At 67.9% G+C, this 26,954-nt stretch carries 30 protein-coding genes; 14 read left to right on the top strand and 16 right to left on the bottom strand.

The window, feature by feature from the left end; all coding sequences use genetic code 11:
• Window positions 1-129 precede the first annotated feature (129 nt).
• From L324_RS14430 to L324_RS14420, 3 genes are all read left to right on the top strand, one after another.
• Window positions 130-951, top strand: a complete 822-nt coding sequence (locus L324_RS14430) for a transporter substrate-binding domain-containing protein (protein ID WP_037307321.1) — start codon at window positions 130-132, stop codon at window positions 949-951.
• A 70-nt stretch (window positions 952-1,021) separates the two neighbouring features.
• Window positions 1,022-1,828, top strand: a complete 807-nt coding sequence (locus tag L324_RS14425; RefSeq protein WP_005160261.1) for an amino acid ABC transporter permease — start codon at window positions 1,022-1,024, stop codon at window positions 1,826-1,828.
• Window positions 1,825-2,580 carry an amino acid ABC transporter ATP-binding protein gene (locus L324_RS14420; RefSeq protein WP_037307316.1) on the top strand — a complete coding sequence of 252 codons (756 nt, stop codon included), beginning with the start codon at window positions 1,825-1,827 and terminating at the stop codon, window positions 2,578-2,580. Before L324_RS14425 ends, L324_RS14420 begins: the two co-directional genes overlap by 4 nt.
• On the opposite strand, the gene L324_RS14415 is transcribed toward L324_RS14420, so the two are convergent.
• From L324_RS14415 to L324_RS14385, 7 genes are all read right to left on the bottom strand, one after another.
• On the bottom strand, window positions 2,577-3,320 hold the full coding sequence (locus L324_RS14415; RefSeq protein WP_037307314.1) for an ESX secretion-associated protein EspG: 744 nt from the start codon (window positions 3,318-3,320) through the stop codon (window positions 2,577-2,579). The genes L324_RS14420 and L324_RS14415 overlap by 4 nt on opposite strands.
• 2 nt (window positions 3,321-3,322) lie before the next feature.
• Window positions 3,323-4,546 (bottom strand): hypothetical protein, encoded by a 1,224-nt coding sequence (locus L324_RS14410; protein ID WP_037307311.1) that lies wholly within the window; start codon window positions 4,544-4,546, stop codon window positions 3,323-3,325.
• Window positions 4,547-4,549: 3 nt separating this feature from the next.
• Window positions 4,550-5,161: a DUF3558 domain-containing protein gene (locus L324_RS14405; RefSeq protein ID WP_037307309.1), complete on the bottom strand. Its 612-nt coding sequence runs from the start codon at window positions 5,159-5,161 to the stop codon at window positions 4,550-4,552.
• Window positions 5,161-5,667 carry a hypothetical protein gene (locus L324_RS14400; RefSeq protein ID WP_037307307.1) on the bottom strand — a complete coding sequence of 169 codons (507 nt, stop codon included), beginning with the start codon at window positions 5,665-5,667 and terminating at the stop codon, window positions 5,161-5,163. Before L324_RS14400 ends, L324_RS14405 begins: the two co-directional genes overlap by 1 nt.
• Before the next feature lie 232 nt (window positions 5,668-5,899).
• The gene (locus L324_RS14395; protein ID WP_235783536.1) at window positions 5,900-6,484 is read right to left on the bottom strand and encodes a DUF3558 domain-containing protein; all 585 of its coding nucleotides are present in this window, start codon (window positions 6,482-6,484) and stop codon (window positions 5,900-5,902) included.
• Between the two features lie 151 nt (window positions 6,485-6,635).
• On the bottom strand, window positions 6,636-7,238 hold the full coding sequence (locus L324_RS14390; protein ID WP_037307303.1) for a DUF3558 domain-containing protein: 603 nt from the start codon (window positions 7,236-7,238) through the stop codon (window positions 6,636-6,638).
• Window positions 7,239-7,328: 90 nt separating this feature from the next.
• Window positions 7,329-7,922, bottom strand: coding sequence for a DUF3558 domain-containing protein (locus tag L324_RS14385; RefSeq protein ID WP_037307301.1), 594 nt, complete (start codon window positions 7,920-7,922; stop codon window positions 7,329-7,331).
• 275 nt (window positions 7,923-8,197) lie between these two features.
• On the opposite strand from L324_RS14385, the gene L324_RS14380 reads away from it, so the two are divergent.
• Both L324_RS14380 and L324_RS14375 read left to right on the top strand, forming a co-directional pair.
• A complete protein-coding gene (locus L324_RS14380) occupies window positions 8,198-10,543 on the top strand; it encodes a hypothetical protein (protein WP_037307299.1) in 2,346 nt (781 codons plus the stop codon).
• 35 nt (window positions 10,544-10,578) lie between these two features.
• On the top strand, window positions 10,579-11,043 hold the full coding sequence (locus L324_RS14375; RefSeq protein ID WP_037307297.1) for an SRPBCC family protein: 465 nt from the start codon (window positions 10,579-10,581) through the stop codon (window positions 11,041-11,043).
• Window positions 11,044-11,137: 94 nt separating this feature from the next.
• On the opposite strand, the gene L324_RS14370 is transcribed toward L324_RS14375, so the two are convergent.
• Window positions 11,138-11,707 (bottom strand): hypothetical protein, encoded by a 570-nt coding sequence (locus tag L324_RS14370; protein WP_037307295.1) that lies wholly within the window; start codon window positions 11,705-11,707, stop codon window positions 11,138-11,140.
• 189 nt (window positions 11,708-11,896) lie between these two features.
• Here L324_RS14370 and L324_RS14365 point away from each other — a divergent pair, with 189 nt between their 5' ends.
• The 3 genes from L324_RS14365 to L324_RS14355 are packed head-to-tail and all read left to right on the top strand — an operon-like array spanning window position 11,897 to window position 15,915.
• Window positions 11,897-13,705 carry an NHL domain-containing thioredoxin family protein gene (locus L324_RS14365; RefSeq protein ID WP_037307293.1) on the top strand — a complete coding sequence of 603 codons (1,809 nt, stop codon included), beginning with the start codon at window positions 11,897-11,899 and terminating at the stop codon, window positions 13,703-13,705.
• Between the two features lie 40 nt (window positions 13,706-13,745).
• Complete coding sequence (locus tag L324_RS14360) at window positions 13,746-14,039, top strand: GroES family chaperonin (protein ID WP_007032412.1); 294 nt, start codon at window positions 13,746-13,748, stop codon at window positions 14,037-14,039.
• A 28-nt stretch (window positions 14,040-14,067) separates the two neighbouring features.
• Window positions 14,068-15,915, top strand: a complete 1,848-nt coding sequence (locus L324_RS14355; RefSeq protein ID WP_037307290.1) for a VanW family protein — start codon at window positions 14,068-14,070, stop codon at window positions 15,913-15,915.
• 3 nt (window positions 15,916-15,918) lie between these two features.
• On the opposite strand, the gene L324_RS14350 is transcribed toward L324_RS14355, so the two are convergent.
• Complete coding sequence (locus L324_RS14350; RefSeq protein WP_037307289.1) at window positions 15,919-16,395, bottom strand: MarR family winged helix-turn-helix transcriptional regulator; 477 nt, start codon at window positions 16,393-16,395, stop codon at window positions 15,919-15,921.
• Between the two features lie 70 nt (window positions 16,396-16,465).
• On the opposite strand from L324_RS14350, the gene L324_RS14345 reads away from it, so the two are divergent.
• The gene (locus L324_RS14345) at window positions 16,466-16,930 is read left to right on the top strand and encodes an ester cyclase (RefSeq protein WP_037307287.1); all 465 of its coding nucleotides are present in this window, start codon (window positions 16,466-16,468) and stop codon (window positions 16,928-16,930) included.
• 3 nt (window positions 16,931-16,933) lie between these two features.
• Here L324_RS14345 and L324_RS14340 read toward each other — a convergent pair whose 3' ends face one another.
• The 6 genes from L324_RS14340 to mug form a co-directional block, all read right to left on the bottom strand.
• Window positions 16,934-17,650, bottom strand: a complete 717-nt coding sequence (locus L324_RS14340; RefSeq protein ID WP_037307285.1) for a leucine-rich repeat domain-containing protein — start codon at window positions 17,648-17,650, stop codon at window positions 16,934-16,936.
• Between the two features lie 32 nt (window positions 17,651-17,682).
• Complete coding sequence (locus L324_RS14335) at window positions 17,683-17,979, bottom strand: GlsB/YeaQ/YmgE family stress response membrane protein (RefSeq protein ID WP_037307283.1); 297 nt, start codon at window positions 17,977-17,979, stop codon at window positions 17,683-17,685.
• A gap of 74 nt (window positions 17,980-18,053) precedes the next feature.
• Window positions 18,054-18,329: a GlsB/YeaQ/YmgE family stress response membrane protein gene (locus L324_RS14330; protein ID WP_037307281.1), complete on the bottom strand. Its 276-nt coding sequence runs from the start codon at window positions 18,327-18,329 to the stop codon at window positions 18,054-18,056.
• Between the two features lie 124 nt (window positions 18,330-18,453).
• The gene (locus L324_RS14325; RefSeq protein ID WP_037307279.1) at window positions 18,454-20,298 is read right to left on the bottom strand and encodes an acyl-CoA dehydrogenase; all 1,845 of its coding nucleotides are present in this window, start codon (window positions 20,296-20,298) and stop codon (window positions 18,454-18,456) included.
• A gap of 147 nt (window positions 20,299-20,445) precedes the next feature.
• Window positions 20,446-21,246, bottom strand: coding sequence for a response regulator transcription factor (locus L324_RS14320; protein ID WP_037307277.1), 801 nt, complete (start codon window positions 21,244-21,246; stop codon window positions 20,446-20,448).
• Between the two features lie 281 nt (window positions 21,247-21,527).
• Entirely contained in the window at window positions 21,528-22,079 is a 552-nt protein-coding gene (mug, locus tag L324_RS14315) for a G/U mismatch-specific DNA glycosylase (protein ID WP_037307275.1), read from the bottom strand.
• Window positions 22,080-22,107: 28 nt separating this feature from the next.
• Between mug and L324_RS14310 the strand changes: the two genes are divergently transcribed.
• Window positions 22,108-22,761, top strand: a complete 654-nt coding sequence (locus L324_RS14310; RefSeq protein WP_037307273.1) for a class I SAM-dependent methyltransferase — start codon at window positions 22,108-22,110, stop codon at window positions 22,759-22,761.
• A 97-nt stretch (window positions 22,762-22,858) separates the two neighbouring features.
• The gene (locus tag L324_RS43085) at window positions 22,859-23,032 is read left to right on the top strand and encodes a hypothetical protein (RefSeq protein WP_162835863.1); all 174 of its coding nucleotides are present in this window, start codon (window positions 22,859-22,861) and stop codon (window positions 23,030-23,032) included.
• Here the strand turns inward: L324_RS43085 and L324_RS14305 are convergent.
• On the bottom strand, window positions 22,976-23,620 hold the full coding sequence (locus tag L324_RS14305; RefSeq protein ID WP_037307576.1) for a VanZ family protein: 645 nt from the start codon (window positions 23,618-23,620) through the stop codon (window positions 22,976-22,978). The two genes, L324_RS43085 and L324_RS14305, sit on opposite strands and share 57 nt — an antisense overlap.
• Window positions 23,621-23,770: 150 nt before the next feature.
• On the opposite strand from L324_RS14305, the gene L324_RS14300 reads away from it, so the two are divergent.
• The 3 genes from L324_RS14300 to L324_RS14290 all read left to right on the top strand — a co-directional run bounded on the left by L324_RS14300 (window position 23,771) and on the right by L324_RS14290 (window position 26,850).
• The gene (locus L324_RS14300) at window positions 23,771-24,259 is read left to right on the top strand and encodes a GNAT family N-acetyltransferase (RefSeq protein ID WP_037307272.1); all 489 of its coding nucleotides are present in this window, start codon (window positions 23,771-23,773) and stop codon (window positions 24,257-24,259) included.
• Window positions 24,260-24,273: 14 nt separating this feature from the next.
• Window positions 24,274-25,059, top strand: a complete 786-nt coding sequence (locus tag L324_RS14295; protein WP_037307270.1) for an alpha/beta fold hydrolase — start codon at window positions 24,274-24,276, stop codon at window positions 25,057-25,059.
• 105 nt (window positions 25,060-25,164) lie between these two features.
• Entirely contained in the window at window positions 25,165-26,850 is a 1,686-nt protein-coding gene (locus L324_RS14290) for a bifunctional metallophosphatase/5'-nucleotidase (protein ID WP_037307268.1), read from the top strand.
• The last annotated feature ends 104 nt before the right edge of the window (window positions 26,851-26,954 follow it).

Below are 26,954 nucleotides of genomic sequence, written 5' to 3'. Positions count from 1 at the left end.
TCGGCGCGATACCCGGCGTGAGGACCGTTACGGCCGAAACGGCCCTGTAACGTCGCGGTGCTGGGCTTGCCGCCGGATGAGTGGCAATATGCGTGCTCTCGACACATGGGAACTACAAGGAGTGACGACGTGGCCCGATTGAAAGCGCTCGCCCTGATCCCGGCGCTCGCCCTCGCCGCGGGGGCGCTGACCGCCTGCGGTGACAAGGGTGGGCAGAACACCGCGGCCGGTGGCGTGCAGCTCGTCGCCTCCGGCAAGCTCACCACCTGCACGCACCTGCCCTACCAGCCGTTCCAGGTCAAGCAGGGCGACAAGATCGTCGGCTTCGACGTCGACCTGGTCGACCTGGTCGCGAAGAAGCTGGGCGTCGAGCAGAGCATCGTCGACATCGCCTTCGAGAACATCGAGTCCGGCGAAGCGATGAACACCGGCCAGTGCGACCTCGCCGCCGCCGGGATGACGATCAACGACAAGCGCAAGGCGAAGTTCGCCTTCTCCGACCCCTACTTCGAGGCCTCGCAGGCGCTGCTGGTCAAGACCGGTTCGCCGATCAAGGACCTGAGCAACGTCGCGGGCAAGAAGATCGGTGTCCAGTCGGCCACCACCGGCGCCGACTACGCCAAGGAGAAGGCCGCCGGCGCCGAAATCGTCACCTTCGACGACCTCGCGCTGCTGGAGCAGGCCGTCAAGAGCGGTCAGATCGACGCGGGCGTCAACGACAACGGCGTGCTGTACGACTTCGTGAAGACGAACCCGGACACCACCGTCGTCACGGAGTTCAAGACGAACGAGTTCTACGGCATCGGGATGAAGACGGGCAACACCGCCCTGCTCACGCAGGTCAACGAGGTGCTGAAGGCCTCGGTCACCGACGGCTCGTACGCGCAGATCTACCAGAAGTGGTTCGGCAAGGCACCCACCTGGCAGCCGGGCAGCCCGACCGCGGGTTGATAATCACCTTCTCTGTGGCCGGTGCCAGCGCACCGGCCACAGGCTTGTCGCCACCTTTCTGAGGAGTGAAATGGCACTGAGCCGCCGCCAGCGACGATCGGCGTTCCGGTGGGCGCAGTACGCGCTGCTGCTGGTGATCGTCGTGGTGTTCGCGTTCCTGGCCGACTGGGGACGGCTGGGCAAGGCGTTCTTCGATCTCGACGTCGCCGCGAAGCAGTTCCCGGACGTCATCACCGTCGCGCTGAAGAACACCATCATCTTCACCGCGCTGGGCTTCGCACTCGGCCTCGGGCTGGGGCTTCTGCTCGCGCTGATGAGACTTTCGTCGGTCGGCCCGTACCGATGGTTCGCGCGCGGGTACATCGAATTCTTCCGCGGCCTGCCCGCGTTGCTGATCTTCCTGGCGGTCGGTGTCGGGGTGCCGATCGCCTTCCCGAACGTGTTCCTGCCGCGGAACGTGTCGATCATGCTCGCGCTGGGCATCGTGTCCTCGGCCTACATGGCGGAGACCATCCGCGCGGGTATCCAGGCTGTGCCGCGTGGGCAGGTCGAAGCCGCGCGTTCGCTCGGCATGTCACCGGCGCGCACGATGATCACCGTCGTGATCCCGCAGGCGTTCCGGATCATCCTGCCGCCGCTGGCCAACGAGCTGATCATGCTGACGAAGGACTCTTCGCTGGCGTTCCTGCTCGGCACCACGCCCGCACAGCAGGAGCTGGCGCAGTTCAGCCGTCAGGCGCTGCTGGAGGCCAAGGGGCTGACGCCGATCGTCGTCGCCGGTCTGTGCTACCTGGTCATCACCATTCCGCTGTCGATCCTGCAGCAGCGGCTAGAGAAGAAATACGGAGCCGGAGTGCCCGGCGGAGGAACGGTATGAGCGGCCAGACGATCGTCGAGGTTTCGGGACTGCACAAGGCGTTCGGCGAACTCGAAGTGCTCAAGGGCATCGACCTGCACGTCGAGCGGGGCCAGGTCGTCTGCATCATCGGCCCGTCGGGTTCCGGCAAGTCGACGCTGCTGCGCTGCGTCAACCTCCTCGAGGAACCGCAGCAGGGCAAGATCGTGGTCAACGGCAGCGAGATCACCGACCCGGACGTCGACATCGACGCCGCCCGCACGAAGATCGGCATGGTCTTCCAGTCGTTCAACCTCTTCTCGCACCTGAGCGTGCTCGACAACCTCACGGTCGCGCAGCGCAAGGTGTTGAAGCGCGGCAAGGAGGAGTCGGAACGCATCGCGCGAGAAAACCTCGCGAAGGTCGGCCTGGCGGAGAAGGAGTCTTCGCTGCCGACGCAGCTCTCCGGCGGACAGCAGCAACGCGTCGCGATCGCCAGGGCGCTGTCGATGAACCCCGACGTCATGCTGTTCGACGAGCCGACGTCGGCGCTCGACCCCGAACTCGTCGGTGACGTCCTCGCGGTCATGCGGCAGCTGGCGCAGGAGGGCATGACGATGCTCGTCGTCACGCACGAGATGCAGTTCGCCCGTGAGGTGGCCGACACCGTGCTGTTCATGGACGGCGGCGTCGTCGTCGAACAGGGCGCGCCGGACCAGGTCATCGGCGACCCGCAGGAGGAACGCACGAAGACGTTCCTCTCGCGGGTGTTGAACCCGAACCACCAGGGCTAACGGCCTCGGAGCTGCGACTCCAGCTGGACCACCTTGGCGGCCACTTCGTGCGGCCCGGCCCCCATGAGGCTCACCCAGCCCTTGGTGTCCGGGCCGAACACGACACGGCCCTGCTCGGTGTCCATCCAGCCCGGTGGTTTCTCCACGCGTTTCCGGTTGCCGCCGCCGTCACGGATGGCGACGTACAGCCTGCCGAAGAAGGTGTGCGGTGACCGGATCCACTGGAGGACCTTCTTGGCGTCGCGGATGCTCGGGCTGCTGCCGGTCAGCATCTCGCCCTTCATGAGGACGTGCAGATCGGCTTCCGAGCAGTTCAGCGAAGGCGTGCGCGCGGCGGGTGCCTCCGGGAGCAGACCGGTGAAATCCTGCGCGAGCGTGTCGGGCCGGATCGGCGTCAGGTAGACGACCTTGTCGACCAGGACGACCGTGACCGCTTCCCGGCCACTGCCCGCGGCGCGAACGGTCCGTTCCCGCCCCTCGGACTTCACCCACGAGTAGTACTCGACCGCCGGCCGTTGCAGAAAGCGCAGCGTGTCGAGGAATTCGTCGTCGATCCGGCCACGCCTGAGCAGTCCTTGTCTGTCCAATTCGGACTGTGCGGTGGCGGCCAGCGCACGGCGTTCCTCGGGCAGGTACCACTGCGCGCCGCGGACGAGCGTCGGGTGGATGTCGCCGAGATTATGTTGATCCAGCAGGGTTTCGTAGGTCTGGAGCGTCAGCTCGACAGGCTTCTGGAGCACGGCTACGCGCCGATCACCGGCGGGACCGGCTTGTCGCCGTCGTAGCCGCCGAAGATGGAGTCGCCGTCCTCTTCCTGAAGCATGATCTTGCGCTGGTGCTCCTCGTCCTCGCCACCCTTGCCGCCTTTACCGGCACCACCCATGCCGCCGCCCATCCCGGGCGCGCCGGGCCTGCCCGCCGCCGCACCCCCGGCAGGCGTTCCGGCCGGACCGCGCATCGCGCCTTCGCCGGGCATACCGGCCCCGACACCGCGACCGGGCCCCATGCTCCCGGGCCCACCGGTCGACCCACCCGGCCCGAACCCGCCACCAGGCCCGAATCCGCCGCTGAACCCACCCGAACCCGGCCCGAATCCGCCACCACCTGGTCCACCTGGACCGGCCGGACCGCCACCGCCGGGCCCGAAGCCGGGCGGCCGGAACTCACCAGGGCGCATCGCGGGCGCGGGCTTCACCGAGGAAAGATCGGTCTGGTCGTTCGGCCGCCGAGGCGGCTGCGAGGGCAGCGGGGTTTGCGGCATCCGAGGCGGCACGACCGGCGGCCTCGGCGCCTGGTAACCCTCGGCCCCCGGCGGCGCGCTGTACGAACTCGGCCCGCCGGTGTACCCGCCCGGCCCAGGCCCCGTCCGCCCCGAATCGCCGCCGGAATGACCACCGCTGAACCCGCTGACCTTGGTCTGCCCGGGATCGATCGGATCCGGCGTGATCGGCCCGGCGGAGACGTTCGGATCGTGCGCGGCCGGGTAGACCGGCGCGAGTGTCAGCTGCCGCGGCTGGGTGCTCTGGTAGTACGGCTCGTAGATCTCGACGTTGTGCTTGGTGTCCGCGTCGAACTTCGCGGCGGCGATCTCGTCGTCACTCGCGCCGATGGACAGCACGTCCTCCGGCCCGCTGTCCCCGGCGCGCTCCTTCTCGACCGGGCGGACATTGCCGCGCGTGTAATGGAAGGAGGCGTTCTGGTCGAACATCGACTGACGGGCGCGGTCCATGTTCTCGCCCGCGATCTTGGAGGTCGCGATGAGCGGGGCGAGGCCGGCTGTGCCGCTGTCGGCGGCCTTGCCCTTCCAGAAGGAACTCAGCGCCGTCTGGCTCGACTCCATCGCCTTGCTGAAGTTTTCGTGGAACACCATCAACTTGTGGGAGGCGACCTGCGCCTTGTCGAGGGTTTCCGTCGTCGAAGGATTGGCGTTGAGCTTGGTGAAGATCTCCCAACCGCTGTAGGTCATGGCCTAAGCTCCTTTGAGCTTCTTGATCGCTGCGGACGCGACTTTGGTGGCCAATCCGCATGGATCCGACAGCATGGGATTACCGGTGGCGAGGAGCGGGGTGACCGTGTAGGTGAGGTCGTCACGCACACCCACGGCGAGTACGCACCGCCCCTTGCCTTCTCCGCCGTTGTCATAGATGACGCCTGGGTAGCCTTCGATCGAGTCAACCGGCGTGAAGGTGGAAAGCCCGCCCTGCGCGTGTTTTGCATAGAGACTGCTCAGTCCGTCCTTGTTGCCCGGCAGGAGGCCTGCGGTCACGCTACTGGGGCCTTCTTCGAAGATCCATCCGCAGCTCTTCCCGAAGGTCCCGTCATCGATTTCCGTCTTCTCGACCTTTCCGCCGATCTCTTCGATCTGAGCGGTGGTCACCGTGCTGCACGGGTCCGATTCGGCCTGCGAGGTGTTCAGGATCGGGTTCGTCACCCTCGGCGCTCCGTTTGCCGGGAGGCGGGCGGAGGACGGTGCGGGTGTGGCGGCCGACGTCGGGGTTCCCGTCTTCTGGTCGCTGCATCCACCGGTGAGTACGACGGCGCCTACTGCGGCGATCGACAGGAGCTTCCTAGCGTGGTGCATCAGTCGGCCTTCCCGATCTGGCGGAGTGCGTCGATGGCTGCCTCATCTTGATTTTGATAGGCAGTCCGGATTTGCTTCAGAGTGTCCAGGTACGAGTTCGTGTATTCCCACGCCCCCTGCATGAACGCCTGATAAGCGGCTCCGGAGTTGTTCGCGGCGGCGGTGTACCCCTCGCTGCCGACCTCGTGACCAGGGGGCTGAATCTGGTTCAGTACGTCGGCTTCGCGCCGTGCCTTTCGGAAGTCGCTTTCCAAGCAGTCCTCTAGGGACTTGATCACCTTGTCCATGGCCGCCGGGTCGAATTCCCAGCCGCCGTTCGCCGACGCGGCGGCGAAGTCGGCCTTCGCCTGCCCGCTGCCCAGCTCGCCGTAGTTCGGCGGCGGTGGCGGGGGCGGTGCCGCGGCGGCACCCGGGATCAACCCCGAGCCCGGCGGCGGTGGTGCCTGCGGCGCCGTCGAGCCCACCTGCTCGTAGATCCCCTGAGGGCCGCTTCCCGGTCGTGTCATGACGTGCCTCCCCGCACGGGCCGCGATCGGGCGCGACCTACCCGTAGTTCCCCACTGACTCCAATCGGTGACGATAGCAGCAGGTAAACCGCCGATCAGCCCCTTCGCGGAAGATCGCCATCGAAAGATGGGGGATCGGCTTGCTTTTGTCCCGATCGGCCTTTTCGCCCGGTCTGGAAGAGGGGCACGTCGTCGCACGGTCGGGATTGAGCTGGTGAAGACCTCGCCGCTGCTAGGCCAGCTTGAAGTTCTTGATCGCGGCAGCCGCGACTCTGGCCGCCAAACCACAGGGATCGGAGAGCATGGGGTTGCCCGCATAGAGCTGGGGAACGATGGTGTACACGAGGTCATCGCGAAGACCGACAGCCAAGTTGCAGAAGCCCTCACGGCCGCCAGTGGTGCCGTAAATGACGGCGGGATAGCCCTCAATCGGGTCGATCGGCTTGAAAGTGACGAAGTCGCCGTGTGCCTTCTTTGCGTAGAGGCTGCTCAGTCCTTCCTTGTTGCCGACGACGAGTCCGGCGTTGACATTGCTGGGGCCCTCTTCGAAAATCCAACCGCAGTTCTTGCCGAGTGCACCGTCGTCGGTCACGGTCTTTTCGACTTTTCCTCCGAGTTCTTCGATCTGCGAGGTCTTCACCGCGGTACATGGATCCGTCTCCGCCCCCGCCGTGTTCTTGATCGGTTCGGGAACCGCGGGAGCGCCGTCCCTCGGAAGCTGTGTCGAGGCTGTCGCCGGCGACGGCGCCGGTATGGGGCTCCCGGACTTCTGATCGCTGCAGCCATCTGCGAGGACCATTACGGCTGCGACGGTCACGGACAGGAAATGGGTACTCCGGCGCATCAAACAGCCTTTCCGGTTTGCCGAATCGCCTCCAGTACGGCCTCGTCCTGCCGTTGGTCCATGGCTACTCGGGGGCGAAGTCGCGGCCGGTTGGCTGCGCGACCTGTCATTTCTGGTCCGCTGATCAGGACTTCTTGAGATTTTCGATCGCCGCGGCGGCGACCTTGGTCGCCAGACCACAGGGATCGGAGTACGAAGGGTGGTCGCTGCCGAGTCGCGGAATGGTGGTGTAGACGAGGTCATCGCGGACGCCGACGGCGAGCGTGCAGGTCCCCGGGCCTTCGCCGCCGTTCGCATAAACGACGGCCGGATAGCCGACGACCTGTTCGACCGGTTTGAACGTGGTCAAGCCGCTAGTCGCGTTTTGCGCGTAGAGAGAGCTAAGACCGGGCTTGTTGCCGGCAACAAGCCCGGCACTCACAGTATTCGCCCCCTTTGCGAAGATCCACGCACAGGCCTTACCCATGGTCATCTGTTCCTGCTCGGACCGCTCGACCTTTCCGCCGATCTCTTCGATCTGAGCGGTGGTCACCGTGCTGCACGGGTCCGTTTCGGCCTGCGAGGTGTTCAGGATCGGGTTCATCACCGCGGGCGCTCCGTTTGTCGGAAGGCGGGCGGAGGACGGTGCGGGCGAGGCCGGGGTTGCCGTCTTCTGGTCGCTGCAACCACCGGCGAGTACGACGGCGCCTACTGCGGCGATCGACAGGAGTTTCCTAGCGTGGTGCATCAGTCGGCCTTCCCCATCTGGCGGAGTGCGTCGAGGGCTCTTTGATCTTCATTTGGACAGGTATGGCCGCAGGTCGATGTGATCGCCTGATCAGGACTTCTTGAGATTCTTGATCGCCGCGGCGGCGACCTTGGTCGCCATTCCGCAGGGATCGGCGAAAGAGGGATGATCGCTGCTAAGCCTGGGGATGATGGTGTACACGAGGTCATCCCGAATGCCGACGGCCAGAGTGCAGGTCCCTTGGCCTTCGCCTCCGTTGGCGTAGACGACGGCCGGATGGCCATTTATCGGCTCCACCGGTCTGAACGTGGTGAGGCCGCCGGTCGCGTTCGATTCGTACAACGAACGCAGACCGTTCTTGTTGCCGGTGACCAGGCCCGCGCTGACAGTGGTGGGGGACACTTCGAAGACCCAGGTGCAAGCGACGCCCGTCGTCAAATCCTCAGTGCGGGTTCTCTTGACCTTGCCGCCGATGGACTCGATCTCCGCGGCGGAAAGGACCCCGCAGGGATCAGCCTCGGCTTTCGCCGTGTTGCTTATCGGGTCCGTCACGGCCGGTACCCCGACTGTCGAAGGCGCACTCGTCGGCACGGAAACGCCTGAATTCCGGTCACTGCATCCGCTGATCACTACCGCCAGCGCCACCGCCCCGGCCACCAGGACTTCGGTCGTCGTCTTGGTCATGTCGTGCCTCCCCGCACGGGCCGCGAAGGGCGCGACCTACCCGTAGTCCACCTCTGACTTCGGTGAGTGACCGTAGCAGCGAGCCGCCCGCTCAGTGACAAGTCCGACGAAGATCACCACGACGAATGCGAACGCCCAGGTCTGTAACCCCGAGGGCCGTTCTGCCGTCCTGATTCCTGGCAGGTTCCGGTCTACTGACCTTGGGCCCCTTGCGAATCCAGGGCATGATCGGCTTCGCTGATGGCCGGGGAACGACGGGGGAGGGAAGCGAGACGATGCCGGGCTTTCGGCGCAACAACGGGCCGCGCGATCCTGGGGAGGGTGAGACGAACGGCGACGCCGCCCTGCCGCCGCTCGATCCGTTCGACCCGAACCCCGACAAGCGGTACGAGGTCCCGGCTTCCGAGTTGATGAAGCCGGGGACGACCGGTCTGCTCCGCTGGCGCCGCCAGGCGACCAACGCGCCGATCGTGCAGATCGAGGACGCCTACATCACCGGGACGCTCGATCTGCGCGCGGCGGACCTCAAGTATCTGTTCCGGTTCGAGCGGTGCCGGTTCGAGCATCCGCCGGACGTCCGCGAGGCGCATCTGCTGGGACTCGTGTTCCGCAAGTGCTGGCTGCCCGGGCTCAAGGCGCGGAACCTCCGCACCCGCAACGACGTCCGCCTCATCCGCAGTGTCGTGCACGTCGACGGCGAGCACGAGATCGAGGAGACCACGGTCCAGCGCGGCGACGATCGTGAGCGCGGGATGCCGAACGCGGCGGTCAACCTCACGGACGCGGTCATCGAGGGGTCGGTCGTGCTGACCCGCACGGTGATCACCCATCCGCGGGGGAAGGCGATCCAGGCCGACCGGGTCAACATCGTCGGCGCGCTGCTCGCGTACCGGTTGGTGGCCAACGGGGAAGTCCGCATCCCGGGTATGCGGGCCGGCGGTAACGTCAACTTTTCGGGCGCGACGCTCAACAACCGGGACGGCTTCGCCCTCAACGGGAACGGGATCCACATCGGCGGCAGCCTGCTCTGCGAGGTGGACAACTACGGGCCCGCGGCGCAGCGGAAACGCTTCTCCGCCAGTGGGATCATGTTCCTGCCGAGCGCCACTGTGGACAGTGACATCATCATGCGTGAGGCCCGGCTTTCGGTGAACCAGTCCGGGCCGATCGTCGTGGGTGCCTGGAAGTCGAACGATCCATACATCGACCCGCGGCCGGCGTTGGTCGCGGATCGCCTGACGGTCAACGGAAATCTCGAACTGAGCGACGGCATGCAGGCGACCGGGACGCTGCGGATGGTCAACGCGCGGATCGGCGGATCGCTGCGGTTGGCCGGGGCCGAGGTCCAGGTCGTGCGCGGGCAGAGCACGCCGTACTACGACCGGGCGATCCATCTCGACGGGACGACGATCGGCGGCGACATCGAGGCGACGAGTCTGCGGGTGCCGTCGGGACAGTTGCGCATGGCCGACATCACCGTCGGCGGCAACGTCCTCGCCTGGAACTCGATGTTCCTGCACCCGCGCCGCGACGTCTTCTCCGCGCGGCGCGCGAAGATCGCCGGGAACTTCCAGCTCACTGACGCGACCGTGCAAGGGACCCTGCGGTTGCAGGGTGCGGAGGTCGGCGGCAGCGTGAACCTCTTCGGTACCAGTTTGACCGAGCCCGGCGCACGGACGAACACCAGTTACTCGCTGGACGTCCGCACCGCGCGGATCGGCCGGGACCTCGTCCTCACCGAGAACAAGGAGCGCCCGTTCATCGCGCAGGGCGGGGTCAACCTCGACGGCGCCCAGATCGCGCGGCGAGTCGATTTCCGCGGCGCGCGGCTCGGTTCTCTGCCGCAGCACGGGATCGCGCTCGACGGCAGTGACGTTTCGGCCGACGAGTTCCTGCTCACCCCGGCCACGCCCCCGGACGGCCGGATCGTGTTGCGGCGCGCGCATTGCGGCACGCTGGGCGACAACGAGGCATTCTGGGCGTCGGCGGCGGGGATCGAGCTGGAGGACTTCCGGTACGACGCGCTCCAGGAGGACATCGCCCTCGACGACGACCGCGCGATCGACCATCGGATCGTGTTGCTGCGCAAGGCGATGGACGGCTACCGGCCGGGACCTTACGACCAGCTGGCGGCGACGCTGCGCGCGTCCGGTAACGAAGAGCACGCCTCCACGGTGATGCTGAAGAAACAGCAGTTCCGGTACGAGGCGCTCGCGAAGGGCTTCAAGTTCTTCGGTCCCGGCGTGCACGTGTGGAGCTGGCTGCAGCGGTCGATGGTCGGCTACGGCTTCCGCCCGGTGCGGGCACTCGGCTGGTTGCTGACGTTGCTCGTGCTGGGGAGCCTGTGGTTCGGGCTCGGGATGGACGACTGCGTCACCAATCCCAAGCTCACCGTGAGCGGGCCGCGGTGCCTGGTCAACCAGGACGACACCGGGCTGCAGTGGAACCCGGTGCTGTACACGGTCGATCTCCTGGTCCCCATCGTCGACTTCGGGAACAAGTCGCGCTGGTACATGCACGGCGTGGACAACTGGGTCGCGGCCGGGTTCACCGCGTCGGGCTGGGTACTGGCCACGACGGTCGCCGCCGGTATCAGTCGCATGCTCCGCCGGGACAACTGAGGGTATTTCACATACCCTCAGTACGGAGGTATGTCATGACAGAACCCAGCGCCACCGGCAAGATCGCCATCGCCGCTCCACCCGAGAAGGTGTACGCCCTGGTCAGTGACCCGGGCGCGCTCGCGGGAATGGCCGAAGAGTACGAGGGGCACCGCTGGGTCGGTGATGCGAAGGCCGCCGCCGTCGGCGCGAAGTTCCGTGGCCGCAACCGCCACGGGATCCGCCGGTGGAGCACGCTTTCGACGATCACCGACGCCGACGAGGGCAAGCGGTTCGCGTTCGAGGTGACCACCTTCGCCGGGCTTCCCGTCGCGCGCTGGCAGTACGACATCGAGTCCACCGGTGACGGCTGTGTGGCCGTCGAGAGCACGTGGGACCGGCGGCCGGGCTGGCTCCGCGGCCCGACGTCGCTGTTCACCGGGGTCTGGAACCGGGACGACGCCAACCGGGCGAACATCGCGGCGACCCTGGCCCGGCTGAAGGCCGCCGCCGAGTCCTGACCCCCACCAACCACCCGCATTTCGTCCTCCGGATGCGGTACTTGCGCGCGCAACTACCGCATCCAGAGGACGAAATGCGGTGGGGGCGGGCGCCTCACTCCACGAAGTGCGACCAGAACTCGACGTGCCGCGGGCCGCCCGGCGGCGGTGGGCCCAGCGGCCGGCCGCCGAAGTCATGCTGCAGGTATCCCCGCAGGTCGTAGCCGTAATAGATGATGTCGGTCTGATACACCGAAAAGACCGGATAGCCCGAACTCCCGGCTATCCCGGGCAGATACCGGTGCCCGCAGACCGGCACCAGCTGAGGCACCCGCGCGAGGTGCTCACGGGCCCTGGCCAGCGCGTCGGCCAGGTCGAGCGGCCGCATACCCCAGCCGGTCAGCCAGAAGCCGTTGTGCTCGATGTCGTAGAGCACCCCGTCGACCGGCCAATCCAGCCGTTTCCGCAGCTGTTCGGGGTTGCCGCAGCGCCAATCCGGCCAGCGGTCGCCGATCGGCACCCCGGCGGAGAGGAAGGTCCGGTGGTCCGCGGCGAATCGGAAGCCGAAACGTGCTTCGACGTCGTCGAGCTCGGCCTCGCTCAACCCGGGGCGCACGGGTTCGGCCAAGCTCGCCTGGAGGTCATGTGCCTCCTTGAGGGTGAAGGCGTGCTCAACTGTGGACATGTGTTCGAGCCTAAGTCGCGCAACGCGGTGGCGCCTTCTCTTTTAACGCCGCTCCCACGCCGGCCCTCATCACCCACATGAGCCTCCTCCCCTGGGGTGAGCTCGCCCTCTCAACGCGCGGAGCCCGGAACAGAGCGGCGCCGGGTGTAGTTCACTCTTGTCGTGACTTCTCCACAAACGCAGTCCCGCGTGCGGGCGCCCGAGCTCGCCGGTGACGTCTGGCTCAACACCGGCGGCGAGCGGCTCACGCTCGCCGGGCTGCGCGGCCGTGTCGTCCTGCTGGACTTCTGGACCAGCGGCTGTATCAACTGCCTGCACGTCCTCGACGAGCTGCGCCCCCTGGAGGCCGAGTTCGCCGACGTCCTGGTGACCATCGGCGTGCATTCGCCGAAGTTCCTGCACGAGGGCGAGGCGGCCGCGATCGAGGCGGCGGTGCGGCGCTACGAGGTGCACCATCCGGTGCTCAACGACCCGCGGATGACCACCTGGTCCCAGTACGCGGTCAAGGCCTGGCCGACGCTGGTCGTCGTGGACCCCGAGGGCTACGTCGTGCACGTCGCCGCCGGTGAAGGGCACGGCGAAGCATTGCGCCGCGTGATCGCCGACCTCGTCACGACCCATGAGGCCAAGGGCACGCTCCGCCGCGGCGGAAGCCCGTACGTCCCGGCCGAGGAGCAGCGCACCGAGCTGCGCTTCCCGAGCAAGGCCGTCACCACCGCCGAGGGCCGGATCCTGGTCGCCGACACCGGCAACCACTCCATCGTCGAGTTCGCTTCCGACGGTGAGACGATCATCCGCCGCTTCGGCAGTGGCGCCCGCGGCGCGCAGGACGGGCCGTTCGACCTGGCGAGTTTCACCGAGCCGTCCGGGATCACGCTGTTGCCGTACGAGGTCGCCGAGCGCGCGGGCTACCACGCCGTCGTCGCCGACACCGCCGGCCACCGGCTGCGCGGTATCGACCTGATCACCGGCGAGGTCACCACCGTCGCCGGTACCGGCCGCCAGTGGCGCGACGGCGTCGACACCGGCAAGGCGCTCGACATCGACCTCACCAGCCCATGGGACGTGGCTTGGTGGGGCCCCGCGGGCGGAGTCGTGGTCGCCATGGCGGGCAACCACACGCTGAGCGTGTTCGAGCCGGTCTCGGGCACCATCCGCCGCTTCGCCGGTACGACCGTCGAAGGGCTGAAGGACGGCGACGTCCACGAAGCGTTCTTCGCGCAGACGTCCGGCCTCACGCCCGACGGCAGGCGACTGTGGCTCGCGGACGCCGAGACGTCGGCGCTGCGCTGGATCCAGCCCGAGGACGAGACGTTCACCGTGCACACCGCGGTCGGCGTCGACCTGTTCTCCTTCGGCCACGTCGACGGCCCCGCCGACCAGGCGCTCCTGCAGCATCCGCTCGGCCTCGCCGTGCTGCCCGGCGACACCATCGCGATCGCCGACACCTACAACGGCGCCGTCCGCCGCTACGACCCGCTCACGCGCGAGGTGACCACGCTCGCGACCGGTCTCGCCGAACCCTCCGGCCTGCTGGTGCACGACGGCTCACTGCTGGTCGTCGAGTCCGCCGGGAGCCGGATCGGGCCGGTGCCGCTCGGCGAGCGGTCCGTCGCCGGGGACGCGCACGCGGTCCGCCGCCCGCCGACCGTGCTGGCGCCGGGTGAGCTGGAGTTCTCCGTCGTCTTCACCCCGCCGCCCGGGGAGAAGCTCGACGACCGCTACGGCCCCTCGACGCGGCTGGAGATCAGCTCGTCGCCGCCGGAACTCCTCGCCGACGGCGCGGGGGTGGGCACCGACCTGTTCCGCAAGCTCCGCTTCGCCCCCGGAGTCACCGAAGGCGTGTTGCAGATCGTCGCGCAGGCAGCGAGCTGCGACGACGGGGGCGAGCATCCCGCCTGCCGTATCACCCGGCAGGACTGGGGAGTGCCCGTGCGGTTCGAAAACGGTGGAGAAACCGTGCTGAGCCTGGTCATGGCCGGGGATCCGGGTAAGTAGAGTCGTCTACGTGTCAGATGGGCCGAAACTCGAGATTCAGATGCTGCAGGACCGGGTGCTCGTGAAGCTGTCCCCCGAGGACGGCGAGCGCCGGAGCTCCGGCGGCATCGTCATCCCCGCCACCGCGCAGGTCGCGCGGCGGCTCGCCTGGGGTGATGTACTGGGCGTGGGCAACAGTGTGCGGAACGTCAAGACCGGCGATCGCGTGCTGTTCAATCCCGACGACCAGCACGAGGTCGAGATCCAGGGCGAGGGGCACCTGGTGATGCGCGAGCGCGACATCCACGCGGTGGCGACCGAGCGGACGGAGCACGGTACGGGGTTGTACCTGTAACTCCAGCCGCTGGGAGAGGTGGTGAGGGTTGGTACGCGATGATCACGACGAGCCGGGCACCGACCTGTTCACCGACGAACTCCTCCCGGCGACGGAAAACGACGAAGACCTGGTAGACGAGCTCTTCGAGGGCGACAGGGTGGTGCATCCGCCGCCGACGCCCGCGTCGAAGTTCCGGAGGGCCCTCGGCAAGGCCTTCATGACCGCCGGGGTGCTCATGGGCCTGTTCGTGCTCGCGTACGCGGTGGACCTGATCGTCAGCGCCGGGGACGTGCCGCGCGGCGTCACCGTCGCCGGGATCGACGTCGGCGGCCTCACGCACAAGGAGGCCGAGTCGAAGCTCCGCCGTGAGCTGGAGCCGAGGCTGATCCGGCCGGTGCGCGTCCGCGCCGGGGACGTGCGCACCGAGCTGCAGCCCGCGTCGTCCGGCCTCGGCCTGGACTGGCCGCAGACACTGGGCCGCGCCGGTCATCAGCCGTTGAGCCCGTACACGCGGCTGATGTCGTTCTTCAGCAGCCGTGAGGTCGGTGTCGTCACCTGGATCGACGCGCCGAAGCTGGAAAAGGCCGTTTCCGACCTCGCCGCCGCGAAACTGAACCGCCCGCCGGTCGAGGGGACCATCGGTTTCCAGCCCATCGCGGGCGGCGACGGCGGGGTCCGTCCGGTCGCGGTCGAACCGCGGGCCGGTCAGACGCTCACCGACGTCAAGGCGGCGGTCACCGCGGTCACCGACCGCTGGCTGAGCGACGACGGCGTCGAGCTGAAGGTGAACGTCGCGCCGGTGAAGGCGAGCTCGGCGGGAGTACACGCGGCGCTCGACGGCGTCGTAGTCCCTGCCGTGGCGAAACCGCTGCTGATCCGCGGCGAGGGCAAGGACGCGACCCTGAAACCGGACGTGATCGCGGGGTCCTTCCAGTTCGCCGCGCGTGACGACGGCAATCTCGAAGTCCGCATCGACCAGGGCAAGCTCCGGGCCGCGGCGCAGCCGCAGCTGAAGGAGACCGAGACCGACGGCGCGGACGCGCAGATCGTCTTCGTCGACGACCGGCCGGCGGTACAGCCGTCGAAGGACGCGCGGAAGGTCAACTGGGACCTCACCTTCTCCGCGCTGACCTCGGTACTCGCGAAGAGCGAAGAGCGGGAACTGAAGGCGGTCTACGACGCCAGCAGCCCCGCCGTCAGCACCGACGCGGCGAAGGTCCTCGGCATCAACGAGATCATCGGCGAGTTCACCACGTCCGGCCTGAGCGGTCCGGCGATGACGAACACGCAGGCGCTGGCCACCCGGGTCTCCGGGACCATCGTGAAGCCGAGCGAGACCTTCAGCCTCGGCGCGCGGTCCGGGGCGAGGACGGCGGACGCGGGCTACGTGCCCGCCCCGGCGAGCGAAGACGGCACCGGCCCGGTCGTGGTCGGCGGCGGTGTCTCCCAGCTCGCGACGACGCTCTACAACGCGGCATACCTGGCGGGACTGGCCGACGGCGGGCATCTGGAGCATGACCACTACCTCGACCGCTACCCGGTCGCGCGCGACGTGAAGGCCGTCAACGACGACGGCTCGCCGGTCGAGATGCAGATCGTCAACGACGCGCCGACCGGGATCGCCATCCAGGTCATCCCCGCCAACGGCTCGGTGACCGTGCGGATCTGGGGTACGAAACGGTTCTCGGTCCAGAGCGCCGGCGGCGAACGGCACTCTTTCGTCCCGCAGCCGGTGCGGATCGGCTCGGGCCCCGGATGCGTGCCGGACCCCGGGGCCGCCGGCTTCAGCACCTCCGACACCCGCGTGCTCATCGACGTCATCTCCGGCACCGAGGTCCGCCGCGAGACCCGCAACGCGACCTACTCGCCGCGGACGGCGGTCATCTGCGCCTGAGGCTCAGCGCTTCGACAGTCGTTCGGCCTGTTCGGTGCCGACCTCCGTCGTCCGCCGCAGGTACCGCTCGATCACGGCGAGTTCGCCGTCGTCGAAGTCCGCGAGAACCTCCGCGAACGCGCTGCCGGGCTCCTCCCAGGCCGTGGCCACCTCGTCCGCGCGCCGGGCCGCCAGTGAGACGAGCGCCTTCCGTCGGTCCAGCGGATCCGGTACCCGGGCGATGAAACCCGCCTTCTCCAGCCTGTCCACCAGGCGGGTCGCCGAACCCGAGGTGAGGCCGATCAGCTTCGCGATCTCACCGGTGGACAGGGGTTCGGCTTCGAGTTCGAGCAGGCCCAGGCACTGCAGATCGGTCGGATGCAGGCCGAGCCGGTGCGCAAGAGCCTGGTTGAACAGGGTGTAGGCGACGTAGTGCCGCCGTGCGGCCACGGTGACGGCCGCCAGCAGTTCCGCGTGCTTCTCGTTTGACACGGTCGACATCCATTCCTAAGGTACCTGCATGACGCAGATACTGCGTGGCGCAGATACCAGTGATGACAGGAGTTCCCTCATGGACACTTTGCCCGACGCCGACCTTCGCGAGCTGTACGCCCGTTGGTCCGAGCTGTGGCGCGGCGATTTCAGTCACGCCGAGGACATCCTCGACCCGGCTTTCGTCGTGCATCAGGCGCGGCCCGACGGCAGCGATTCGGAGGCCACCACCGGCCCGGCGCGGCTGCTCCCCGAGATCGAGCAGACGCGGGCGGCCTTCGGCGACATCTCGATCAGCGTGGACCTCGGCCCGATCGTCGACGGTGACCTGGTTTCGGCGAGGTGGACCATGCGCGCCACCTATGCCGGTGGCCTTCCCGGTGCCACCGCGCCGGCCGGCACCGAGGTCGCGTTCAGCGGCCACGACATCCTCCGTGCCGCCGACGGCAGGTTCGTCGAGTACTGGACCTGCACCGACGTCCTGGACGGACTCACCCAGCTCGGCGCGATCGCCGGGCCGAACGGGCCCGCCCGGCCCGAGTAGGGCTCAGCGCAGCACCATGCAGCCGAGGGCTTCGAAGTCCGCGAGCCACGACGGCTCCCGGAGTTCCTTGTTCCATCGCAGATCCAGTTTGTCCAATTTGGACAGCCGGACGAGCGAATCCGGCAGTGTGGTGAGCCGGTTCTCGCGCAGGTCCAGCTGACGCAATTCGCTCAGCTCCCCGATGGACTCCGGCAACGACGTCAGCCGGTTCTTCCGCAGATGCAGTTCGCGCAACGAGGAAAGCGTCCCCAGCGACTCCGGCAGTTCGGTCAACCCGTTGCCGTACAAGCGAAGTTCACGCAACGACGTCAGTCCGGACAGATCTTCCGGCAGTGTGGAGATCCGGTTGTCCGTACACCCCAGGTACTTCAGCCGCCCGAGCGAGCACAGCGCGGCGGGGAACGCGGTCAGCCGGTTGTCGCTCAGATAAAGGTATTCCGTCAGCCCGGAAAGCTCCGCGAGTTCGTCGGGCACCGCGGAAAGCTCGTTGTGGCCCAGATCCAGCGTGTGCAGCTGCCGCAGCGCGCCGATCGAAGGCGAGATCGACGTCAGCCGGTTGGTGGCGAGGTTCAGCACGCGGAGCCCGGACAGCGACCACAGCTCGTCGGGAACGGACGTCAGCCGGTTGTCGTAGAGGTCCAGGTACTCCAGCGTCGCCGGGAGGGTCGTGCCGGACAGGGAGGTCAGCCCCTGGCCACTGAGTTCGAGTCGAGTGGTCACAGGGGCCGACCGTAGGCGATGTACCGGCGGGCTCAGGTCACGGCCCGGTGCCCGCCGCCCTTGACCTTCGCGTAGATCGCGGCCGCGGCGATCACGCCGACGACGGCCGCGCCGACCTGGAAGGCGTGCCGGATCCAGTCGATACCCGGGGTGTCGCGGACACCGAACACACCGGCCAGCCAGTTGCCGATGAAGGCGGCGATGATGCCGACGACGATCGTCAGCCACATCGGGATCTTCTGATCGCCGGACGCGAGCATCCGGCCGATGACACCGAGGATCAGCCCGACCACGATCGTGGTGATGATGCCCCAAAGGCCACCCAACATGGTTCCTCCTTCGCTGGAGAATCGAGTTGGGCCCACCGTGACACCGATCCCGCCTTCCCGCGCCTCAAGCCCCCTTACCGGGTGACACCCCGGCGTCCGTAGAGGTTCGCGGCCAGGGTGACGCCGATACCCGCGATGACGATCTGGGTGATCAGTTCGAGCCAGTCGAAGCCCTTGGTGTCCGCGTAGCCGAGCCCGCGGGCGATCGCCGTGCCGATGAGGGCCGCGACGATACCCACCACGATCGTCAGCCAGATCGGGATGGACTGTTTGCCGGGGGCGAAGAACCTGCCGAGCACCCCGAGGATCAAACCGACCACGATCGCCGTGATGATGCCGGTGACTGTCATTGAGACTCCTTTGCCGAGGTCTCCGCCCGGTGGGCGGACTCAGCACGGAGATGCCCCCGCGATACCCCCTCGAAACCAGAAAAGCCCTCTCCGCGAGGGAGAGGGCTTTTCGTCACGAAACCGTTTAGAAAGCGGCTTCGGGGATCTCCATGAGGCTGTTGTCAGCGGCCTCGACGATCGCGCGGCGCGCGGTCAGTTCCGGCAGCACGCTCTTCGCGAAGAACGACGCCACGGCGATCTTGCCCTCGTAGAACGGGGTGTCCTTCGCCGACGCGCCCGCGTCGAGCTTGGCGATGGCGACCTCGGCGTGCTTGATGAGCTGCCAGCCGATGAGCAGGTCGCCGACCGACATCAGCAGGCGGACCGTGTGCTGGCCGACCTTGTTGATGTTCTGCGGGTCCTCCTGCGACGAGGTCAGGTAGCCGATCAGCGAGCCGAGCATGCCCTGGGTGTCCTCGAGCGCCTGCTTGAGCAGACCGCGCTCGTTCTTGAGCCGCCCGTTGCCGATCTCCGACTCGATGGTCTTCGTGATCTCACCGGCGACGTAGGCCAGCGAAGCGCCCTTGTCGCGGACGATCTTGCGGAAGAAGAAGTCCAGCGACTGGATGGCCGTGGTGCCTTCGTACAGCGAGTCGATCTTCGCGTCACGGATGTACTGCTCGATCGGGTAGTCCTGCAGGAAGCCGGACCCGCCCAGGGTCTGCAGCGACTGCACGAGCTGCTCGGTGGCGCGCTCGGAGCCGACCCCCTTGACGATCGGCAGCAGCAGGTCGTTGACGCCGTGCGCGACCTTCTGCGAAGCCTCGTCGCCCTCGCCGGTCCACACCTGGTCCTGGAACGACGCCGTGTAGAGGTACACCGCGCGCAGACCCTCGGCGTACGCCTTCTGCAGCATCAGCGAGCGGCGGACGTCCGGGTGGTGGGTGATCGTGACGCGCGGCGCGGTCTTGTTGAGCATGTTCGGCAGGTCGGCGCCCTGGACGCGCTCCTTGGCGTACTCGAGCGCGTTGAGGTAACCGGTCGACAGCGTCGCGATGGCCTTGGTGCCGACCATCATGCGGGCGTACTCGATGACCTGGAACATCTGCGCGATGCCGTCGTGCACCTCGCCGAGCAGCCAGCCCTTGGCGGGGGTGCCGTGCTGGCCGAAGGTCAGCTCACAGGTGGTCGAGGCCTTGATGCCCATCTTGTGCTCGACGTTGGTCACGAAGGCGCCGTTGCGCTCGCCCAGCTCGCCGGTCTTGCCGTCGAAGTGGAACTTCGGCACGAGGAACAGCGAAAGACCCTTGGTGCCGGGCCTGGTCTCGATGCCGGGACCCTCGGGACGGGCCAGCACCAGGTGCATGATGTTCTCGACCATGTCGTTCTCGGCCGAGGTGATGAACCGCTTCACGCCGTCGATGTGCCAGGAGCCGTCCTCCTGCTTGACGGCCTTGGTGCGGCCGGCGCCCACGTCGGAACCGGCGTCGGGCTCGGTGAGCACCATCGTCGCGCCCCAGCCGCGATCGATCATGATCTGCGCCCACTGCTTCTGCTCTTCGGTGCCGTTCTTGTCGACGATCCCGGCGAAGCTCGGACCCGCCATGTACATGAACAGCGGCGCGTTGGCGCCGAGGATCAGCTCGGCGGCGGCCCACTGCACGGTCGGGGGCAGGCCGAAGCCGCCCAGCTCGTTCGGCAGGCCCAGCCGCCACCATTCGCCGTCCATCAGCGCCTGGTAGCTCTTCTTGAACGACTCGGGGATCTTCACCGAGAAGGTCTTCGGGTCGTACACCGGCGGGTTGCGGTCCGCGTCGGCGTACGAGTCGGCGAGGGGACCGGAAGCGAGCTTGTTCAGCTCGGTCAGTACGCCGCGCGCGGTCTCCTCGTCGGATTCCGCGAGGACGCCCTTGCCGAGGCGGTCCTGCACGCCGAGGACCTCGAAGAGGTTGAACTCCAGGTCTCGGACGTTGCTCTTGTAGTGGCCCATTTCGTCACTCCAATGTGTTCGGCTCCCCGGCCGGGCACACGTCCCCTACTCGCCGGTAACTTCAGGATATTACCTGTGGGTAACCGGCGGCAAGTGAATGGCCACTGTTGTGATGTGGAAATCAGCAATCTGGGGGGCTTAGGGGGTTCAGCGGGGGGCCGGGGCGATCGTGGTGGCCGGGGTCGCCTCCGGCGGGGTGTGCGCGTCGTCCGGGGTGGCGATCAGGATGCCGGCGCGGAACGCGATGGTGACCGCGTGTGTCCGGTCGCGGGCCGAAAGCTTGCGCAAGATGCTCTTGACGTGCGTCCTCACCGTTTCGACGGAGAGGAACAGGATCTTCGCGATACCGGAGTTCTCCAGCCCTTCGGCCACCAGTTGCAGGACCTGGTACTCGCGCCGGGACAGCGGCATCAGGCCGCGGGCGGTCGCGGCCTTGGGCGGTTCACCCGTCTTGGCGAGCACGGGCTGGCGTTTCGGCCGCGCCGTCAGGGCCGCCAAGGTCGGATCGATGTAGCGGCGGTCACTGTGCGCCCGCCGGATCGCCTCGGTCAGATGGCGGCCGTCGGTCGCCCTCGGCACGATCGCGTGCACTCCTGCCGCGATCGCCGCTGCGAGGTACTGCTGCGTCCGATTCGTGTCCCTGACCAGCGTGATGATGACCAGCGCCGGATCGCCGCCGCTGAGCAGCCTGGACAGGTGGCAGTTCGGGTCGAGTGCCGAATCCAGCACGATGACGTCCGGTTTGAGCTGTTCGCACAGCTGCAGGGCGGCATGGTGGCTGCCCGCGTGCCCGAGCCATTGGAGCCCGGGGGTGCGGTGGACCAGGGAACTCAGGCCCTCGCAGAAGATCGGGATCGGATCGACGGCGGCCACGCCGAGTCCTCTGCCGCCTGGTGGCGGACCGCCAGGCCTCCCGGCCTGCGTTCGGTTCGGCTCGATGCCTCGCATCACGGACCCCTCCGCTTTCCTGCCCGCTATCCCCGGACAAGAGGACATGACGTCCATTCGGTGCCCACGGCCCCCCGGCGTGGTCACCCTCGTCAACCGGTCCCCCCTGCGGGACCGGACGGGAATAACACCTTGTAACTATTACGAGTCAGTAGGTCCGGAGACGTGACGCGGTATCCCCCTCATAGATGTATCGCATCGTCGCAGCAAACTCTGGGTATCCGCTGCTGGTGGATCTCTTGCTCGAATGAGCGCGCCGACGGGAGATGTTGGCGCGTTCGCTACTCAGAGTGGACTTCCGCCCGGAGGCGGCCGAACTCGTCCCCGAGCGTCGCGGGCGTCCAATGCGCGTTCAGCCCGCTGGGATTCGGCAGCACCCAGACCCGGGCGCCGCCGATCTCGACGTCCTGGGGGCCGACCTTCGCCTTCGGCAGGCCGAACGCGGTCCGGAAGGCCGTGATCCCGACCACGGCGAGCCAGCGTGGCCGGTATTCGGCGACCTTCGCCGTGAGTAGCCGCCCGCCTTCGCGGAATTCGTCCGGCGACAGCTCGTCGGCCCGCGCCGTCGTCCGCGCGACGACGTTGGTGATGCCGAGTCCGTAGCCGATCAGCTCGTCCTGCTCACTGGGGTCGAGCTGCCGGGGCGTGAAACCGCCGCGGTGCAGGGCGGGCCAGAATCGGTTCCCCGGCCGGGCGAAGTGCAGGCCGAGCGCGCCCGAGTAGAGGCCGGGGTTGATCCCGCAGAACAGCACGTCCAGGTCCGGCGCGATGACGTCGTCGATGGTCTTGCCGTACGCGGCGGCGAGCTGGTCCTTGGTCGGTCGTGTCCTCACCCGGCCAGTTTCCGGCACGCTGGCGGGTATGGATCAGGGGGCTTTCACGGCCGACGGCTGTTCGGTCGAGGTGTACCGGCTGCTGCCGCCGGACGGCGAGCCCGGGATCGTGCACGCGGCGGTTCCGGACGGCGCGTCGATCCTGGAACTCGGCAGCGGCAGCGGGCGGCTCACGCACGCCCTGCTCGACCTGGGTCATCCGGTGGTCGCGGTGGACGATTCGCCGGAGATGCTCGCCCACGTCCGCGCCGAAACGGTCTGTTCGAAGATCGAAGACCTGCGGCTCGACCGGCTCTTCGACGCGGTGCTGCTCGGCAGTCACCTGGTCAACACCGCCGACGCGGCTGTCCGGGCGGCCTTCCTGGCCGCGGCCCGGCGGCATGTCTCGCCCGGTGGGCGGGTGCTCGTCGAATGGCATCCGCCGGAGTGGTTCGAATCGGTCCGGGACGGCCAAGGCGGACGGCTCGGCGAGGTCGATCTCCGGCTCGGCGAGATCGTCCGCGACGGCGATCTGCTGTCGGCCGTCGTCCGGTACTCGTCGGGCGACCGGTGGTGGAGCCAGCCGTTCACCTGCCGCCGTCTGCCGCTCCCCGCGCTGGACGCCGCCTTGACCGCCGCCGGGTTGACCTTCGACCGGTGGTGCACCGCGGACCGGACCTGGTTCGCCGCGCTCCCGGCGTGACCGGCGCCACGATCCGTCGTCGCGAGGGGTGGCCAAGTCACCACGAACTGCGTACAGTTTGTGATCTCGCGCACAAGGTCGTCTTCGAGGAGGAGTTTTGCAGCTCTCGCTCATCCTCGGGCTGGTCGCGGTGATCTTCCTGGTGGCCACGGTGCTGGTCGTACTGGAAGACCGGCGGGCCGCGCGGCGCGCGGCCGAGCGGCGGCGGGCGCGGCTAGCGAGCCTGGGCGAAGTCGATCCGCTCGCGGCGCAGCGGCTGCTCGACCGGTGAAGGAACGGGCTTCCGCACGAGGCTGAGCAGCAGGGCTCCGGCGATCCAGCCGAGCATCGCGCCGCCGGTGTTGTTGAGCAGGTCGTCGACGTCGAAGATCCGGTAGACGTAGGGCGCGGTGCCGAAGTTCGCGGTCAGCTGGGTGATCTCGATCAGCAGCGAAGCGGCGAGACCGAGCAGCGTGGTGCCGATGAGGCCGCGCTTCCAGAGCGTCCTGGCGAAGAAGCCGAGCGGGACGAACAGCAGCACGTTCATGGTGGCCTGCTGGAAGGTCTGGGTGGTGAACCAGTCGGCGGCGGGCAAACCGTGCTTGAGCAGTTCGGTGTGGATGTCGGCGACCCATTGGAACGGGTTCAGCTGGACGGTCTGGCTCAGCCGTTTCGCGCCGGGGCCGGGCAGCGGCAGGAAGGTCACCGCCAAGGTCATGCTCCCGTAGAGGAGCACGGCGGCCATGGTCAGGACGGGACGAAGGCGCACCTGGCCGTGCCGGGCGTGCAGGATGATCAGCTGCGGGATCAGCAGCGTCGCCCACAGCGCGAAGAAGCCGATCAAGCCGTACTGCAGGGCGGTGACCTGTGCGTTCGTCATGACACCGACGTTATGGATCACCAGGGGCCCGCCACTTCGGTCGAAGGGCCGCGGCGGGCGGGATCGGATCGGCCGACCGGCCGATCCCGGTCTTGGCCGATCGGCGATATTCGCTCCCCATCGGCGCCGTGGCCGTGGGATTCTTCCCGGATGGTGCTCGTGCGACGGCTGACCGCCGGAGATCTCGACGTCTTCCGTGAGATCCGCTTGCGTGCCCTCACGGACACCCCCGAGAACTACGGCTCGATCGCCGCGGCCGAACGGGAGCAGCCCGACGAAGAATGGCTAGCGAGGCTGGACGGGGACGCCTGGTTCGCCGCCTTCGACGCCGATCGCCCGGTCGGCCTGGTCGCCGGGCGGGCGCGCGACGGGAGCTGGATCCTCTATTCGATGTGGGTCGCCCCCGAAGCGCGAGGTCAGGGGCTGGCCGCGAGGCTGATGGGAGAGGTGCGTGCGGCCGCCGAGGCCGACGGCGCCCGTGAGGTGTGGTTGCACGTCGCGGAGGACAACGACCGGGCGCGGCGGCTGTACCTGCGGCTCGGGTTCATCGCGACGGGGGAACTGGAGCCGATGCCGAACGACGTCGGCCGTCGGCGCGAACGTCTTTATTTACCTGTTACCGCCGGTAGCAGTAAATAGCTTAGCCTCGGGGGATGGACAACGTCGTCTTCGACCGCGCGGGCCAAGGCGAGCCGCTGGTGCTCATCCACGGGGTCGGCCACCGCCGTCAGGCCTGGTCGCCCGTGCTCCCGCTGCTCACGCCGCATCGGGACGTCATCACCGTCGACCTGCCCGGTTTCGGCGAATCGGCACCGCACGCCGGTGGCTACGGCATCGAGGCCGCCGTCGAGATGTTCGGGAGGTTCTTCCGCGAACACGGTCTCGGCCGACCGCACGTCGCGGGCAACTCGCTCGGCGGCCTGCTCTCGCTCGCGCTCGGGGAAGCGGGCCTCGTCCGGAGCGTGACGGCGTTGTCCCCGGCCGGGCTGTGGACGCCGAGGCAGCAGCGGTACGCGCTGAGCATGCTGCGCACCCACCGCCTGCTCGCCGAGCGGATCCCCGAACGCACCGCCCGCCGGCTCGCCGCGACCCCGGCGGGCCGGTCGATGCTGACCGGGATGATCGTCGGCCGCCCGGACCGGCTCACCACGCAGGTCGTCATGGAGGACATGCGCGCGCTCGCCGGCTGCCCCGGCTTCCGGCCGACGCTGGAACAGGCCAGGGGCGGCTTCCGGTTCGCGGGCGTCGTCGAGGACATTCCGGTGACCATCGCGTGGGCGCGGCGCGACCGCATCCTCGCCCGCCCGAAGGCCGCCGAGCTGCGCCGGATCGCGCCGAAGGCCGAACTGCTGGTCCTTCCCGGCTGCGGGCACGTGCCGATGAACGACGAGCCGGAGCTGGTGGCGCGCGTGCTGCTGAACGGTTCACGCGCCATGTGACGTTTGCTTATCGTCCTGCTTTCGCCTCTGGTGATCGTCAAGTTCGCCAGGCAAACTCCTCCGCCGTGCGCCCGTTGGGGACTCGGGGCGCGAATCGGAGGAAGAATGAAGCTCTCTACCCGGCTGGCCGTGGTGACGGGTGCCGCGCTGACCGCGCTGGCCACCGTCGCCGGGCCCGCGTCCGCGGCGGCGGCCACCACTGACGTCCGGATCATCACGTTCAACGACCTGCACGGCAACCTCGAACCGCCGTCCGGTTCGAGCGGGCGCGTCACGCTGCCCGGCGGCGCGACGGTCAACGCCGGTGGTGCCGCGTATCTCGCGACGCATTTGAAGCGGCTTCGCGGTGAAGTGGCCAACTCCGTCGTGCTCTCGGCAGGGGACAGCATCGGCGCGTCGCCGGTGATCTCGGCGCTGTTCCACGACGAGCCGACCGTCGAACTGCTGAACCTGCTCGGCGTCGAGGCTTCCGTGGTGGGCAACCACGAATTCGACGAAGGTCTCAAGGAACTCCGCCGGATGCGGAACGGCGGCTGTCACCCGACCGACGGCTGCCAGTTCCGGAAGTCCTTCGAGGGCGCGAACTTCCCGTTCCTCGGGTCCAATGTGTACTACGAGAACGGCATCCCCGTGTTGCTGCCGTTCAGTGTCGAGTTCTCCGGCGGCGTCCCGATCGGCGTCATCGGCGCGACGCTGAAGGATCTGCCACAGGTCGTCACCCCGGAGGCGATCAAGGGCCTGAAGTTCGGTGACGAGGTCCAGGCGATCGACCGCACCGCGAAACTGCTCGACCTGTTCGGGGTCAAGGCGCAGGTCGTCCTGCTGCACCAGGGCGACGGCTCCGAGACCGCCGGTCCGGACGAATGCAAGGTCCGGCCGGGCGCCGCGACCGCCATCGCGCGGCAGGTGACGTCCACAGTGGACGCGATCTTCACCGGGCACAGCCACCAGCAGTACAACTGCTCGATCGAGGACCCCGCCGGCAAGCCGCGTCCGGTGATCCAGGGTGCGTCGTTCGGCCGTCTGCTTTCGGTCGTCGACCTCAAGATCGACCGCCGGACCCGCGACGTCGTCCGTGGCGAGACCAAGGCGCACAACGAGATCGTCACCCGCGACGTCACGCCGGACACCGACGTGCAGAAGCTGATCGACGAGGCCAAGGTCAAGGCCGCGCCGATCGCGAACAAGGCCGTCGGCACCATCACCGCCGACCTGGTCGCCAAGGGCGCGGCCTCCGGTGAGTCCCCGCTCGGTGACGTCATCGCGGACGCCCAGCTCGCGGCGACGCGGAGCAACAACGCGCAGATCGCCATGACGAACCCGGGCGGCATCCGCACGGACTTCACCTACGCGTCCTCGCCCGCCGGTGAAGGCGACGGTGTCGTGACCTACGGCGAGGCGTTCGCCGTGCAGCCGTTCGCGAACATCATGCAGACGATCACGCTCACCGGCGCGAACCTGAAGAACGTCCTCGAACAGCAGTGGCAGGCGAACGGGGTCGTGCGGACACTGCAGATCTCGAAGTCGCTGAAGTACTCGTACTCGGCGTCGGCGGCCCAGGGGGCGCGTATCTCGAACCTGACGCTCAACGGCACGCCGATCGATCCGGCGGCGTCGTACCGCGTTTCGGTGAACAACTTCCTCGCCGCCGGCGGGGACGGCTTCACCGAGTTCACCAAGGGGACCGATCTTTCCGGTGGTCCGGTGGACCTCGACGCGCTGATCGATTACTTCGAGGCGAACCCGGGTATCGCTCCGCCTCCCGCGGACCGGATCACCGTCCTGCCGTAGCCCCCCCCCCGGCGCGTGCCATGAAAGGTCCTTTCCTTGCGAAATTTGCGAGGAAAGGACCTTTCCTTGCGTTCACGGCGTGGTTTCGACAGTGACCCAGGGCA

It is taken from the genome of Amycolatopsis orientalis DSM 40040 = KCTC 9412 (assembly GCF_000478275.1).
GTDB classification, from domain to species: domain Bacteria; phylum Actinomycetota; class Actinomycetes; order Mycobacteriales; family Pseudonocardiaceae; genus Amycolatopsis; species Amycolatopsis orientalis.
Note: the sequence above shows the minus strand (reverse complement) of the source record. Positions and strands in the feature narration are given on the sequence as shown.

Excerpts from the sequence above, each read along its gene's own strand:
- L324_RS14425 (WP_005160261.1), top strand. The coding sequence starts at position 1,022 with ATGGCACTGAGCCGCCGCCAGCGACGATCGGCGTTCCGGTGGGCGCAG.
- L324_RS14420 (WP_037307316.1), top strand. The coding sequence starts at position 1,825 with ATGAGCGGCCAGACGATCGTCGAGGTTTCGGGACTGCACAAGGCGTTC.
- L324_RS14410 (WP_037307311.1), bottom strand. The coding sequence starts at position 4,546 with ATGACCTACAGCGGTTGGGAGATCTTCACCAAGCTCAACGCCAATCCT.
- L324_RS14405 (WP_037307309.1), bottom strand. The coding sequence starts at position 5,161 with ATGCACCACGCTAGGAAGCTCCTGTCGATCGCCGCAGTAGGCGCCGTC.
- L324_RS14400 (WP_037307307.1), bottom strand. The coding sequence starts at position 5,667 with ATGACACGACCGGGAAGCGGCCCTCAGGGGATCTACGAGCAGGTGGGC.
- L324_RS14390 (WP_037307303.1), bottom strand. The coding sequence starts at position 7,238 with ATGCACCACGCTAGGAAACTCCTGTCGATCGCCGCAGTAGGCGCCGTC.
- L324_RS14385 (WP_037307301.1), bottom strand. The coding sequence starts at position 7,922 with ATGACCAAGACGACGACCGAAGTCCTGGTGGCCGGGGCGGTGGCGCTG.
- L324_RS14380 (WP_037307299.1), top strand. The coding sequence starts at position 8,198 with ATGCCGGGCTTTCGGCGCAACAACGGGCCGCGCGATCCTGGGGAGGGT.
- L324_RS14375 (WP_037307297.1), top strand. The coding sequence starts at position 10,579 with ATGACAGAACCCAGCGCCACCGGCAAGATCGCCATCGCCGCTCCACCC.
- L324_RS14370 (WP_037307295.1), bottom strand. The coding sequence starts at position 11,707 with ATGTCCACAGTTGAGCACGCCTTCACCCTCAAGGAGGCACATGACCTC.
- L324_RS14360 (WP_007032412.1), top strand. The coding sequence starts at position 13,746 with ATGCTGCAGGACCGGGTGCTCGTGAAGCTGTCCCCCGAGGACGGCGAG.
- L324_RS14350 (WP_037307289.1), bottom strand. The coding sequence starts at position 16,395 with ATGTCGACCGTGTCAAACGAGAAGCACGCGGAACTGCTGGCGGCCGTC.
- L324_RS14345 (WP_037307287.1), top strand. The coding sequence starts at position 16,466 with ATGGACACTTTGCCCGACGCCGACCTTCGCGAGCTGTACGCCCGTTGG.
- L324_RS14335 (WP_037307283.1), bottom strand. The coding sequence starts at position 17,979 with ATGTTGGGTGGCCTTTGGGGCATCATCACCACGATCGTGGTCGGGCTG.
- L324_RS14330 (WP_037307281.1), bottom strand. The coding sequence starts at position 18,329 with ATGACAGTCACCGGCATCATCACGGCGATCGTGGTCGGTTTGATCCTC.
- L324_RS14325 (WP_037307279.1), bottom strand. The coding sequence starts at position 20,298 with ATGGGCCACTACAAGAGCAACGTCCGAGACCTGGAGTTCAACCTCTTC.
- L324_RS14320 (WP_037307277.1), bottom strand. The coding sequence starts at position 21,246 with ATGCGAGGCATCGAGCCGAACCGAACGCAGGCCGGGAGGCCTGGCGGT.
- L324_RS14310 (WP_037307273.1), top strand. The coding sequence starts at position 22,108 with ATGGATCAGGGGGCTTTCACGGCCGACGGCTGTTCGGTCGAGGTGTAC.
- L324_RS14305 (WP_037307576.1), bottom strand. The coding sequence starts at position 23,620 with ATGACGAACGCACAGGTCACCGCCCTGCAGTACGGCTTGATCGGCTTC.
- L324_RS14300 (WP_037307272.1), top strand. The coding sequence starts at position 23,771 with ATGGTGCTCGTGCGACGGCTGACCGCCGGAGATCTCGACGTCTTCCGT.
- L324_RS14295 (WP_037307270.1), top strand. The coding sequence starts at position 24,274 with ATGGACAACGTCGTCTTCGACCGCGCGGGCCAAGGCGAGCCGCTGGTG.
- L324_RS14290 (WP_037307268.1), top strand. The coding sequence starts at position 25,165 with ATGAAGCTCTCTACCCGGCTGGCCGTGGTGACGGGTGCCGCGCTGACC.